Source organism: Pseudoalteromonas luteoviolacea, assembly GCF_021654285.1.
In the GTDB taxonomy this organism is placed as follows: domain Bacteria; phylum Pseudomonadota; class Gammaproteobacteria; order Enterobacterales; family Alteromonadaceae; genus Pseudoalteromonas; species Pseudoalteromonas luteoviolacea_J.
This window is the reverse complement of record NZ_JAKFZS010000015.1, coordinates 62859-75882: the sequence shown is the minus strand read 5'-3', so window position 1 is coordinate 75882 and position 13024 is coordinate 62859. Positions and strand designations below refer to the sequence as shown.

The 13024-nt window shown below is 41.1% G+C and carries 11 protein-coding genes; 1 reads left to right on the top strand and 10 read right to left on the bottom strand.

Features of this window, described 5'->3' with window-relative positions; genetic code table 11:
- Positions 1-14 precede the first annotated feature (14 nt).
- Genes L1077_RS15360 through tmk form a run of 5 tightly spaced genes read right to left on the bottom strand, consistent with a single transcriptional unit; the run spans position 15 to position 4555 of the window.
- Positions 15-1814, bottom strand: coding sequence for a metallophosphatase (locus L1077_RS15360; RefSeq protein WP_237137707.1), 1800 nt, complete (start codon positions 1812-1814; stop codon positions 15-17).
- Between the two features lie 25 nt (positions 1815-1839).
- Positions 1840-2640 carry a TatD family hydrolase gene (locus L1077_RS15355; RefSeq protein WP_237137705.1) on the bottom strand — a complete coding sequence of 267 codons (801 nt, stop codon included), beginning with the start codon at positions 2638-2640 and terminating at the stop codon, positions 1840-1842.
- 10 nt (positions 2641-2650) lie between these two features.
- Positions 2651-2977 carry a PilZ domain-containing protein gene (locus L1077_RS15350; protein ID WP_237137703.1) on the bottom strand — a complete coding sequence of 109 codons (327 nt, stop codon included), beginning with the start codon at positions 2975-2977 and terminating at the stop codon, positions 2651-2653.
- A gap of 5 nt (positions 2978-2982) precedes the next feature.
- Positions 2983-3891: a DNA polymerase III subunit delta' gene (holB, locus tag L1077_RS15345; RefSeq protein ID WP_237137701.1), complete on the bottom strand. Its 909-nt coding sequence runs from the start codon at positions 3889-3891 to the stop codon at positions 2983-2985.
- Between the two features lie 28 nt (positions 3892-3919).
- Positions 3920-4555, bottom strand: a complete 636-nt coding sequence (gene tmk / locus L1077_RS15340) for a dTMP kinase (protein ID WP_237137699.1) — start codon at positions 4553-4555, stop codon at positions 3920-3922.
- Between the two features lie 330 nt (positions 4556-4885).
- Between tmk and L1077_RS15335 the strand changes: the two genes are divergently transcribed.
- Positions 4886-7111, top strand: a complete 2226-nt coding sequence (locus L1077_RS15335) for a GGDEF domain-containing phosphodiesterase (RefSeq protein WP_237137697.1) — start codon at positions 4886-4888, stop codon at positions 7109-7111.
- A gap of 186 nt (positions 7112-7297) precedes the next feature.
- Here the strand turns inward: L1077_RS15335 and adk are convergent, their stop codons facing one another.
- From adk to L1077_RS15310, 5 genes are all read right to left on the bottom strand, one after another.
- Positions 7298-7942, bottom strand: a complete 645-nt coding sequence (gene adk / locus L1077_RS15330) for an adenylate kinase (RefSeq protein ID WP_237137696.1) — start codon at positions 7940-7942, stop codon at positions 7298-7300.
- A 273-nt stretch (positions 7943-8215) separates the two neighbouring features.
- Complete coding sequence (gap, locus tag L1077_RS15325) at positions 8216-9220, bottom strand: type I glyceraldehyde-3-phosphate dehydrogenase (RefSeq protein ID WP_039609764.1); 1005 nt, start codon at positions 9218-9220, stop codon at positions 8216-8218.
- Between the two features lie 16 nt (positions 9221-9236).
- Positions 9237-9857: a bifunctional 4-hydroxy-2-oxoglutarate aldolase/2-dehydro-3-deoxy-phosphogluconate aldolase gene (locus L1077_RS15320; protein WP_237137694.1), complete on the bottom strand. Its 621-nt coding sequence runs from the start codon at positions 9855-9857 to the stop codon at positions 9237-9239.
- 22 nt (positions 9858-9879) lie between these two features.
- Positions 9880-11733, bottom strand: coding sequence for a phosphogluconate dehydratase (edd, locus tag L1077_RS15315; RefSeq protein WP_237137692.1), 1854 nt, complete (start codon positions 11731-11733; stop codon positions 9880-9882).
- Positions 11734-12004: 271 nt separating this feature from the next.
- Positions 12005-13015, bottom strand: coding sequence for a LacI family DNA-binding transcriptional regulator (locus tag L1077_RS15310; RefSeq protein ID WP_237137690.1), 1011 nt, complete (start codon positions 13013-13015; stop codon positions 12005-12007).
- Between the last annotated feature and the right edge of the window lie 9 nt (positions 13016-13024).

Here is a 13024-nt window from a genome sequence, read left to right as displayed (position 1 = left end):
TTAATCCGTGATGTTTAGTTTAAATCAAATTGAGTTACTTCACCTGTGCCGTGAAGTAGCGTGTATTTCACCAGTTTGCCCTCATCCATACTCACCAAACTAATCGCAGAATCCGACACCAGATACCGTCCGTTTTCATAATCAGATTTATGCTTAGAAACAGCGAGCTGCCAACGCTTTGTAAATAAGTTAAATGGGCTCCAAGTAGCGAATAACGCAATATCCAGTTTTTCCAAAATCGCCAATAGTCCTTTAGGGAACTCATTTTTAATCCCCGAGGCAGTTAGCTGCCAGATCCGATTGTCATGCCGGCCAAACCTCGCCTGTACCGAAAAGCAAAATGAATAATGTACATCACCAGACAGAATGATTGTTTCCTTAGGCGTGTCTTCTCGCTTAAAGATATCAATAAGCTTTTTAGCTGCTCCCTCATGCGCCATCCAGTTTTCAACATCCACAACTAATGGCTCGCCGCAAGTATTAAAAATTGCCTGAATGGTTTCAATAACTTTTACACCAAAAACTGGCGCAGGGCTCACCAACAGTACACTTTCATGATTAATAAGTACTTCCTGTAACTCCATCAGGCTTTCCCAATCCATCAAACCACTAGGTTCATCAAAGTCTTGCTCACTTCGCCACCTGTGTGTTCTAGTATCAATCACGACGACTTTAGGCGTTGTATCTAAGCAATAATGCCATTGGCCAAATCGATTGATCTCTTTATCAAAACCATTGAAGTACCAAATATTGTCTTTTAAAGAATTGGAAAATCCGACTAACAATCGACCAGAAACTTGGTGCGCATCATTACCAAGGCCTTGAAACAACCAATATGCGATCAGCCCGTTATTGACAATACGCTTACTAGCTTGAGAATTCGCAATATTTTGCTCCCACCTAGGCGTTAAATTCCAATCATCTGTCACATCATGATCATCGAACATCATTAATGTGGAAACGTTGGCCATCAACCTTTCCACGCTAGGTAAAGTTGCAATGAATTCTTTCAATGCCCTTGATTCAGCCTCAAATAATGTTTGCTGATTTGCACTCAAGCTTTGAGTGTCAAATTCAAAAGGGGTTACTAGCTGCCAAGCTTTAGCACTGAAATTTAAGACATAAAAAGCCACAAACTCTTCTATCGAGACAAGGTGATTAGCTGCTTTAACACTGGAAAAATGGGGTTCATCTTTTCGTAACCAATAACCCAAAGTGAGTTTACTTCGACTTTTCCAAGGCTCCTTGGGGAGAAAAGAGTCACGGTTGTAAAGCTGGTCATCCACTGTACTTGGCAGCGTTAAATCTAATGCTTGCTCTTTATAAATCCCAAGTAAGTCAATCAACTGCTGAACTGCTACAAGCATTGGGCCTGCAACATCATCAGCATAAACTTGATCACCTGATAAGATCAGCAAGCTTGCTCGTTCATCACTATTTCTATAACTTTGAGCCATATAAGAATCGGCTTCAACAAGGCTATCTTTGCTTGGGTGATGCGGATTTCTGCAAGAACCATGCAGTACATTTTTTAATATCTTGGGTACAACTATCTGAGGCGACCCTTGATAACTCAAATTGGCTAGATCAGCTTTTTCGCCTGCATTGAAAAGCTGATAAGGAATCTCTTCATCTGTCTTAAACTCCCCTTGTAGCGGACTAACATGGACAAACGTCAAAAATAGCGCATCACCTAGGCGTATGTCAGTTTGATCTGACACCGTTTGATGCCCCTTAAGCTCGACCTTTATGTTTGTTTTTTTCGTCGTAACAAACTGCAAACAAATCTGCTGAGGCTCAGCTCTGCGGACCATAGGCCCGCACAAAAATAGGGGGAAATTAGATTGATTCACTACTTTGATTACTGCGATTTGCTAAACTAAAAAGTTGGTAAAAATTTTCGGTCGTCGCATGTGCAAGCTCTTTGTATTGCAACCCTTTAAGATCCGCAACAAAATAAGCCACATCCTGAACATAAGCTGGTTGGTTAGTTTTCCCACGGTGAGGGACCGGCGCTAAATAAGGCGAGTCGGTCTCAATTAAAAGTCTATCCAAAGGTAGTTTTTTCACGACTTCTTGTAAATCAACCGCATTTTTAAATGTGACTATCCCTGAAATCGAAATGTAAAAGCCCATATCAATGGCTTTTTTCGCCATATCCCAATCTTCGGTAAAGCAATGTAAAACACCGCCACAATCTTGTGCGTTATGGGCTTTCATTATGTCGATGGTGTCTTTTCTCGCATCTCTAGTATGAATGATCAACGGTTTTTTCAGCTCATTCGCGACGTCTATATGTCCGGCAAAGCTTTCCTGCTGAACTTGATGTGTGTCCTTAGCGTAATAGTAATCCAATCCAGTCTCACCAATAGCAACTACACGAGGATGTTGAGCTAATTCTAATAGTTCCCCCCTATTTAACGCATCACTTTGATTCAAAGGATGTACACCGCATGATGCAGACACATCTTTAAACGGCTCGATGACTTTCAACATATTGGGGAATTGTTCAAGTGTGACACTGACACATAAAAAGTGTTCAACTTGCTTATCGCGCGCAGCCTGCAAAACTTCTGGCAACTGAATATCTAACTTGTCGAAATCTAATCGGTCAAGATGACAATGTGAATCTACTATCATTACTACTTTCTTACATCGTATAAGTTGGTTTATCTAAATTGAGTGCAGTACCCAGCATTTTTATTATTTTATCGTTTAACAATTCAAACTCAGTATCAAAACTGATACCTACACCCGGTGGGTTTGAGTTTTGCGCCCCCTGAGGCGTGATCCAAACGATTTTACCTGTCACTTCTTCTTCTTCCAGCGCATCAGGTAACATCAGTCTCATAGATACTGGCGTACCCATATCAAAGCGACTATTGGTTTTTACAAACATGCCGCCATTTTTTAAAAATGGCATATAACTTCGATATAACTCGTCGTTGTCTTCAATATCGACTAATAATTCTTGCATGATATTCAATCCTGTCTTAGCACGCGCTGAAGTCCAAATACCAAATTGGACAAACTCAAAAGCTTATTTATGCCCAAAATTTTATGATGATCAGACATATATTTTTCGATTTGCTGTATGCAATTATGATACTGCACAAAATTAATTTGGCCAGCGACTAGTTGCTGCTTAATCGCTGAAATTAAAAAACGCGTGAAAACGGTATACAAACTAGTGCCCTTTGCAAGCGAGCTTTCAAGTGCATTTATATCAGAAATGCTAGCAATATCATGCGCTACTTTCCATAAATAATCCACTTCAGGCATGATCTCTTGGCTGGACCACTGTTCAAGCAGCAACGGTTGATTGGTGAAGCTATCAGCCCATAAGTGTGCTTCACTTGCAATTCCTTTCATTGCTAACCACTGCTTTGCTGCTGTCCCATCAGTCACGGCCACCCGAACTTGATTACAGCGACTTAACACGGTTGCTTTAACCTTGGATATATCATTACACGTCATTAAAATATATCGTTTAGCTGCGGGCTCTTCGAGTGTTTTGAGTAAGGCATTCGCAGCCGATTCTGTCATTTTTTCTATTTGCTCAATGATAACAACCTTGTTACCACCTTGCTGTGCCGAATGGAAAACGAATTCATTCAATGCCCTGACTTCATCAACTCCGATACTACCTGACTCGGCCATTAGATATAATAAATCTGGATGGTTTTGGGCGCGCAGTAACAAACAGCTTTTGCACTGACCACAGCTAGCGAGAGAACTGCTATTTGTACACAGAAGATCTTCACTTAAACTTTGCACAAGTGCTGTTTTTCCGACACCAACTAGCCCGTGGATCAGCTGCGCATGATGAAAGCGATTACGTTCAAAGCTTTCTTGCATTTGAGATCTAACTGATTCAATCCAAGGAAACATTATGCCGCACCTTGATTACATTTATACTTCATGAATAGCGCATCACTAGGTTATCTACCGCTTTGAGGCACTGTTGCAATACTTGCTCTTGAGAATGTCGAGCATCCACAACAGTAAATAACTCTGGCTGTGCGTTTGCTTGTGCTAGGTATCCGTCTCTAGCTCTCTTTAAAAAATCAATTTTTTCGTCTTCTAAACGATCTAAACCTTCGCCTCGCTGCTGAACTCGCTGCAAGCCAAGTTCTGGTTCGAGGTCTAAAATAATATTCATATCAGGTTTAAATCCGTTTAGCGCCAAATCATTGATAGTTTTAATGACCTTTAAATCAATGCCTCTTGCATAATGCTGAAAGCTAAAGGTTGCAGCATCAAAGCGATCGGAAATAACCACCTTGCCTGCTGCAAGCGCAGGCTTAATTTTTTCTTCAATATGCTGTGCCCGCGCTGCGCCAAATAACATTAATTCTGCAATGTCCGTCATTTGAGGGGTCTCTGGATTAAGAATAACTTCACGGATCTTTTCACCAATTTCTGTGCCACCAGGCTCACGAGTTAGAACAACCTCATAGCCTTTCGAAGTTAGATAAGCCTCAATACCCTTAATCACTGTTGTTTTGCCTGCGCCATTACTGCCATCGCAAACTAGCATGAACCCTTTGCTCATTATTAATCACTCAAACTTAATTTTGGTCGTGTATAAGTGCCCTATACTACCGTTTTTTTAAATCTTTATCAGTACATGCTAACTCTTTTGCCTAGTAATCAAACAACATATATATGTACCAAACTTTATACGTTATATGAATTATTCAAAAGCAACTCCAAATTAACAATTGCGATTAAAAATAAACCAGCTCAAGTTGAGCTATCTCAGATAATTAAAAAATGACAACGCAATCAATTTGATTTAAGTCTTTATTTCGCTGATTTGTCATTGAATTGTGTACAGTTAGACCTTAGTATTGTTCAAAATAATAATACGAAATATTTAGTTTTGAGTACATTAAGCCGATTTTTCTTACTTGAAGAAGAACAAAAACCAAAAGTAAACGTACCTACATGGCGACTTAGTGCCCTTCGTATTATTTTGGCGACGGGCTTAGTACTGTGCTTGGGCATTTTTCTAAATAGCTTACCAGCGGCTATTGATTACGAGTTAAATTATGTCATTGCTTTAACTACCGGATTCACGCTTGCAGTAGGCGCATTACTGCTATTAAGTAATCGTTCTTTTTATCTCACTGCACATTTACTTTTGGTATGCATTATCACTGCAGGAGTGATGATCAAGCTATTCATTCCAAGCATTGAGCTTGCTCATTTAGGTTCTATCTTTGTTTACATTACACCTATTATCGCATTGATTTTAGTGGGAAAAAAAACCGCCGTTTTTTATGCGCTATTAAACATTATCCCTTTCATACTGATACTCAAGAACGTGGATATTTCTGTTGTGCCAAAAGAAAGTAGGATGTTAGTTGATGCCGTATTACATATTCAGCTTTTGCTGTTTTTCTTCTTAAATTGCTGTATTCCACTTGCTGTTTGGAGAACAAGCCTAGCTGCAAACCGTTTAAACCAGCACATGCATGAAAATAACACCCTATTAAAGTCACAAAAGCAGATTTATCAGCGTTTTTTCCAAAAATCATTTAACGCAATTATCCTAGTTGATAACGCCTTAAATATTGTGGAAGCAAACGATAAAGCGAAAAGGTTGCTGAATATCCAAACACAACCCCTGCCCTTGCTACTTTCACGTATTACGCCGGACAACATTGATTATCTTACTTACGATAGTGAACTCGTTGATGCAATACCTAAAACATTTACCGTAGATGAGAAATGTATTGAAGTGGCAGCACAAGAGCAGCACTCAAGCGATATTAAAGCTTGGTATTTACAAGATGTGTCAGATCAACAACAGCTTCAACAAGACCTACTTACGCTTGACGTTGCCCACCAACAAGCCAAGTACTTTGATAAAGCAACCAACCTCCCAAATAAAACATGGTTACTAGAGCAGCTGCAAGCACACATAGATAGAGGTGAACCTTTTGCCTTGTTGATCGCTGATAATTTAAACAAGCATGTGCTTGATTATATGATTGATGGGGAGCAGCATCGTACCCTCTATGCACGAATAAACCAAATTGTAGAGCAAGATGCTGAGTTATTAGATCAAATTGCTTATATTGGTGCTGGAAGAATAGCCATATTAGTAGAAGTAAAGGCACCATTAAAAGACATTGCACGCCGCTGGCACAAACAACTAGACTTCTGGCTAAAGCTTGGACAACATCAGTTTCACTCTAAATATGCCATTGGTATTGCCACTTACCCGGAGCATGGTTATATCGCCGAGAGACTATTAAAAAATGCACTTCAGGCCTGTGAGCTTAGAGCACCAAACCAGATGATCACCGTTTTTGATCAAATGACTCGTAGGCAAACTTTAGCAAGACATGAAATGGCTCTGCTACTTGAAAAATCCATCGAGCAGGGTGAGTTAAAGCTATATTTGCAAAGTAAACATAATGCCAACAAAGACATTATTGGCTTTGAAGCCCTAGCAAGGTGGCATAACAACTTATTAGGCTGGGTTCCACCCTCGCAGTTTATCCCCATTGCAGAAGAATTTGGCTTAATAAACCAAGTCACAAAAACTATGTTGAAAAAGGTTTGTGAACTTTTAACTAATACACCCGATATCACAGTTCCTATTGCCATTAATATCAGCTCAAGGGATATTGAAGATCCTCACTTCATCACTGCCATTAAGGAGATAACGACATACTATAGCGTGTCTCCTCAGTCTATTGAACTGGAGTTAACCGAATATAGTTTCGCTGAAGACCATAATCACATTATGGAACAGCTCAACAAGCTTGGTTTTATTCTCAGTGTTGATGATTTTGGTACTGGATATTCAAATATTGCACGCGTGCTTGAATGCCCAATTCAAAGGCTTAAGTTAGACAGAAGTTTAATATCAGACATTACAGACCTTAAAAAACAACGATCTCTATTACTGGGACTAAAAACCATATGTGAAAACATGCAGATTGCACTACTGGCTGAGGGAGTTGAAACACAAGAAGACTTCAAACGCTTGGATGCACTAGGCATTACTGAATATCAAGGCTATTGGTTCAGCAAACCCCAAAGCGTCGAGGAAGTTAACTTCAATAGAAAAAAACAAGACGCTGTCATAAATTAGTCATCAAAAAAGTGTTTAATGTGCATGTCTAAACAGACTTGTTTGGCATTTGAATTCCCCCTAAAGATTTTTAGCGCTTGAGTTTTCAGGCGCCTTTTTCTTCTCTGTTCCTCTGATAAAACCAAATTTTAGACAAAAAAAACCCAGCCGCATCGCAACTGGGTTGAAAGCTAATTAATTATCTAATTAACCAAGTAACTCACCAAGCTGCTGACTTACAGCGTCTACAGCTTGTGTACCGTCTAGCTTGTGGTATTTCGTATTACCCGCTTCTGCTTCTTTGTTGTAGTAATCTACAAGCGGTCTTGTTTGGTCATGGTAGATACCTAAACGCTTGCGAACAGTTTCTTCTGTATCATCAGCGCGGATAATAAGGTCTTCACCAGTCTCATCGTCTTTGCCTTCAACCTTAGGCGGGTTGTAAACAACGTGATAAACACGACCAGATCCAGGGTGTACGCGACGGCCGCCCATACGCTCAACGATGATCTCGTCAGCAACATCAAACTCGATAACGTGATCAATAGTTATCGCATTTTCTTTCATTGCATCAGCTTGAGGAATAGTACGAGGGAAGCCATCTAATAGGAAACCTTTCTCACAGTCAGGCTTTGCGATGCGCTCTTTAACTAGACCAATGATGATTTCATCAGAAACTAGTTGACCAGCATCCATCACTTTTTTTGCCTCTAGCCCTAGCGGTGTACCTTCGCTGATAGCAGCGCGAAGCATATCGCCTGTAGAGATTTGAGGGATACCAAATTTTTCCATAAGAAATTGAGCTTGAGTGCCTTTACCAGCACCAGGCGCGCCTAAAAGGATAATGCGCATATTATGTTCCTCGATTCTGAGTTTACTGTATTTTAATTGGTTGGAATTTTTTCATATTGCGCGTTGATACTCAAGTCACTTATACCAATTGATTAGAGGTTTTGTACCCTATCTCGAATGTACATGAACAGAATCAACTCATTGTATAAAAAACACACAAAAATCGTATTTTTATAAAGCTGCACTTTCAGGCAAGCGCTCAAGGAAATCCCTACTCATAAAAAAGCCCCGCACTTCAACTTTGCAGGGCTTAATTTTAATACCTAGTTGCAATTATAAAAATGCACCTAGTGCTTTAACTTGGTCAATCATACGATTAGAGAAACCCCACTCGTTATCATACCAAGCCATCACTTTAACAAGCTTACCCTCTGCTTTAGTTTGCGTTGCGTCGAATACTGATGACGCTGGGTTATGGTTAAAGTCGATTGATACAAGTGGCAATGTGTTGTATTCAAGTACACCCGCCATCGCACCTTCTGCTGCAGCTTTTACAATTTCGTTCACTTCTTCAGTCGTAGTTTCGCGCTTAGCAACGAAAGTTAAATCAACTAAAGATACATTTACAGTAGGAACACGAACAGCCATACCATCAAGTTTACCAGCAAGCTCAGGCAATACTAAACCAACCGCTTTTGCAGCTCCCGTCTTAGTAGGGATCATAGACTGTGTCGCGCTACGAGCACGATATAAATCTTTGTGGTATACATCACATAAGTTTTGGTCATTTGTGAATGCATGAATTGTAGTCATGCTACCTTGCTCGATGCCAATAACATCGTTTAGTGCTTTTGCAACTGGCGCAAGGCAGTTAGTTGTACATGATGCATTTGAGATAATATTGCTGTTTTCATTTAACACATCGCTATTAACGCCATGAACCACTGTCGCATCTAAATCCGTACCTGGCGCTGAAACGATAACTTTCTTTGCGCCCGCTTCAATGTGCTTCGCTGCAGCCTCACGCGATGTGAAAATACCCGTGCACTCTAGTACAATGTCTACATTTAATGCTTTCCAAGGAAGGTTTGCAGGATCGCGCTCTTGCGTTAGTGTGATTTCATCATTACCGATAACGAGTGTATTACCAGCAAGTGTCAACTTTTCATTGAAACGACCATGTACAGAATCGAATTGAGTTAAGTGTGCATTTGTTTCGGCTGGAGCAAGATCATTGATGGCAACAATCTTGATTTGGTCATTTTGACCTGATTCGTAAAGTGCGCGTAGTACGTTGCGACCGATGCGGCCATAGCCATTAATTGCGATGTTGATCATGATTACATTCCCCTAATTATTTAACTTCACTTGCTTGTTTTGCAAGCGCTTCGATGGCTTGCCAGTCTTTATTTGCAATTAGCGATTTATCCAACATCCAAGTACCGCCAACACAAACTACATTGTTTAACGCCAAGTATTTAGGCGCGCTTTCAAGTGATATGCCACCAGTAGGGCAAAATGTCACTTGCGGAAGAGGTCCACCGATTGACTTAAGCATAGGTGCACCGCCAGCAGCTTCTGCTGGGAAAAACTTTAGAAACTTAAAACCATGCGAGGCGAGTTCCATTGCTTCACTTGGTGTCGCAGCACCTGGTAAAAATGGAATATCAGTGCTTTTAGCAAGTTCTAGTAATTCTGAGCTCACACCAGGGCTGACCATAAAGTCTGCGCCCGCATTAACCGACGCTTCGAAAGAAGCCTTGTCAACAACAGTGCCTGTGCCAACATAAGCTTCTGGTAATGCTTCTTTGATTTGCTTAACAGCTTCAGCCGCTACAGGTGTCCTAAGCGTTACTTCAAGTGCACGCAGACCACCATTATATAAAGCACGCGCCAATGGTATTGCGTCTTCTAATTCTTCTATGACAATTACCGGTACTACGGGCGCTGCCGATAAGATCTCTTGTATTTTCATATTTACCCCATCCCCAATGTTGTTATTCGTCGATACCAAAGGCGCTAGCACCCAAGTCCGCACTACTCACCATGTTTCTAAACCCGGTGAATAGCTCTCGGCCAGTACCAAATGTGAGTTCTGGTTGTGTTAATTCTAATTCTCGCTCTGCGAGTTCTTCATCTGACACATGTAAAATTAAATCACCATTTGGCGCATCTAACGTGATCATGTCACCTTCACGGATCTTCGCGATAATTCCGCCTTCAACGGCTTCTGGCGCTAAGTGAATAGCCGCAGGTACTTTACCTGATGCACCCGACATACGACCATCTGTCACAATCGCAACTTTATAACCTTGGTCTTGTAAGGTTGCCATTACTGGCGTCAGCTTATGTAACTCAGGCATGCCTTTGGCTTTAGGGCCTTGCTCTTTAATCACAGCAATAAAGTCTTGGTTAAGTTCACCATTGGCAAACGCATCTTGAAGAGATGCTTGTGAACTAAATACTTTTGCAGGTGCAGAAACAAACTGGTGTTTCTCGTCAACGGCTGACACTTTAATTACCGCTTTACCCAAGTTGCCTGTTAATAGCTGTAAACCACCTTGCTTGTTAAATGGGTTCGATACCGGTCTAAGCACATCTTCATCCAAAGAGTTTTCAGGGCATGGTACCCACTTAACCTTGCTTGGCCCTTCACTGTTGGTCATGATCACATTAGTATCAACATCTAAAACAGGCTCTTTGGTGTAGTCGTCTAGGCCTTCACCAACAATGGTTTTAACATCATTATGCAAATAACCCGCATCGCGCAGTTCGCGCATTAAGAAGCCCATACCACCAGCTGCTTGGAAATGGTTTACATCCGCTGAACCATTTGGGTAAATTCGTGTTAAAAGTGGCACCACTTCTGACAGCTCAGCCATGTCTTTCCATGTGATCTGTACGCCAGCGGCTTTCGCCATTGCAACTAGGTGTATTGCGTGGTTAGTAGAACCACCCGTTGCAAGTAAACCAACTAAGCCATTGATAACGGTCTTTTCATCAACAATCTCGCCGATTGGGTTTGCTGATTTAGTTTCAATCAATTGTTCTAGCATCATTTTCACAGCACTTGCTGTTAGACCATCTCGTAATTCTGTGTACGGATTGATGAATGAGCTACCTGGTAAATGAAGACCCATGATCTCCATCAACATCTGATTTGAATTTGCAGTACCATAGAATGTACAAGTACCTGCACTGTGGTATGAAGCACTTTCCGCTTCTAATAATTCTTCACGGCTCACTAAACCTTGCGCGAAACTTTGACGGACACGTGCTTTTTCTTTATTTGGAATACCAGACTCCATTGGACCGGCAGGTAAAAAGAAAATTGGTAGGTGGCCAAAAGAAAGCGAGCCTATTAAAAGACCAGGGACTATTTTGTCACACACACCCAAACAAAAAACGCCGTCAAACACATCATGTGATAGCGCAACTGCGGTAGACATCGCAATAACATCACGTGAAAACAAAGATAGCTCCATGCCATCACGACCCTGTGTAACACCGTCACACATCGCCGGCACACCGCCTGCAACTTGTGCAGTCGCGTCATATTTTGTCGCTATCTTTTTAATTAAATCTGGATACTCAATGTAAGGAACATGTGCAGAAAGCATGTCATTGTAAGAGTTGATTATGGCTAAGTTTGGCTGATCATCAGCTTTCAATCTTGCCTTATCACTGCTTGAACAAGCAGCCATTACGTGTGCTAAGTTACCACACCCAAGTCCAGCTCTTACGCGCGTTTGTTTTTTTGCTTCTTGTATACGCTTAAGGTAGGCACTACGAGTTGTCTGGCTGCGTTTAACGACTCTTTCAGTAACTTCTTGAATTCGAGGATGCAACATAATCCGCCTCTTTGCATGTTTAGAGGAAAAAGGCTCAGCACATCTCACATGTACTGAGCAGCTTTGATTTACCCGTTCAAAGGTACGCTGGCAGGTTGTCTCTCACCTCAACCTGACACCGGTGTCACTGTATTAACTCACACTTATGACACCGGTGTCAACCTATTGAACATTAAATTTAGATTAAATTAGGGCCATATCTAAATTATGGACAAAAAAAGCCCAATCGCTAGGGATTGGGCTTTTGACAAGTAGATGTAATTAAAACTGGTTATTTTGCAGCAGTAGACTCTCTGGTTATGAGCTTGGCTTCGAGTACTTTTTGATAAACTTCTGTTGATGGATCAGATATTTGCAAAATCAATTGCTCAACAGCTTGGCGAGTCATCTCCTCTACAGGCTGTGCAATTGTGGTTAAACCCGGCCAAATATGTCTGGCGATCGGTGCATTATCAAAACCTGCAATTGAAATATCCTCTGGGACTCTTAGCTGCCTTTGCGTCGCAAGCTTCAACACCGCAGCAGCCATGTAATCGTTGGAGGCAAAAACAGCAGTTGGCATTGGTTTTAAATCTAGAATCTGTTTTGCACTATCTGCACCTGAGTGATAACTAAAGTTACCCTGTGCGACTAAACCTTCGTTAAATTCAATACCATGATTTTGAAGTGCATTTTGATAACCACTAAAACGCTTTTCAGTTGCACTGTGATCTTGGTGACCCTTAATAAAAGCAATTTCTTTATGCCCAAGTGATATCAAGTGTTCAGTAAGTTCATATGCGCCCTGCTCGTCATTGCTACAAACAGAAATAGAGGTGTCATCTTCCAAAGCTGATGCAACACGCGCGAACGGGATATTCTGTGTTTTTAAGAAATCTATCAGTTCTTGTGAATCAGAAAATGGCGGCGTCAATACCAAGCCATCTAGCCTCGACGTAGTCAGTAATTGATCAACGTTATGAATTAGTTCATCACCTCTTAGCTCGCATGGGTGAATAAGCAAATTATAGTTGAATTTGTGACACGCTTCTAAAGCCCCACTTTGCACCCGAGTTATATAACTTTTACTCGGATTGTCATATAAACATCCAATGATAAAGCTTTTATTGCGCGCAAGCCCGCGCGCGATGGGGTTTGGCTTGTAGTCGAGCTCTTTAAAAACTTTGAGTACCTTTTCACGCGTAGCTGGGCTAACATTAGGCTCATTGTTGAGTACTCTAGAGACCGTTTTTTTCGATACCCCTGCATACTCAGCCACGCTGTTAATGGTTACTTTTTTCATACTTATTCC

Excerpts from the sequence above, each read along its gene's own strand:
- L1077_RS15360 (WP_237137707.1), bottom strand. The coding sequence starts at position 1,814 with ATGGTCCGCAGAGCTGAGCCTCAGCAGATTTGTTTGCAGTTTGTTACG.
- L1077_RS15355 (WP_237137705.1), bottom strand. The coding sequence starts at position 2,640 with ATGATAGTAGATTCACATTGTCATCTTGACCGATTAGATTTCGACAAG.
- L1077_RS15350 (WP_237137703.1), bottom strand. The coding sequence starts at position 2,977 with ATGCAAGAATTATTAGTCGATATTGAAGACAACGACGAGTTATATCGA.
- holB (WP_237137701.1), bottom strand. The coding sequence starts at position 3,891 with ATGTTTCCTTGGATTGAATCAGTTAGATCTCAAATGCAAGAAAGCTTT.
- tmk (WP_237137699.1), bottom strand. The coding sequence starts at position 4,555 with ATGAGCAAAGGGTTCATGCTAGTTTGCGATGGCAGTAATGGCGCAGGC.
- adk (WP_237137696.1), bottom strand. The coding sequence starts at position 7,942 with ATGCGCATTATCCTTTTAGGCGCGCCTGGTGCTGGTAAAGGCACTCAA.
- gap (WP_039609764.1), bottom strand. The coding sequence starts at position 9,220 with ATGATCAACATCGCAATTAATGGCTATGGCCGCATCGGTCGCAACGTA.
- L1077_RS15320 (WP_237137694.1), bottom strand. The coding sequence starts at position 9,857 with ATGAAAATACAAGAGATCTTATCGGCAGCGCCCGTAGTACCGGTAATT.
- edd (WP_237137692.1), bottom strand. The coding sequence starts at position 11,733 with ATGTTGCATCCTCGAATTCAAGAAGTTACTGAAAGAGTCGTTAAACGC.
- L1077_RS15310 (WP_237137690.1), bottom strand. The coding sequence starts at position 13,015 with ATGAAAAAAGTAACCATTAACAGCGTGGCTGAGTATGCAGGGGTATCG.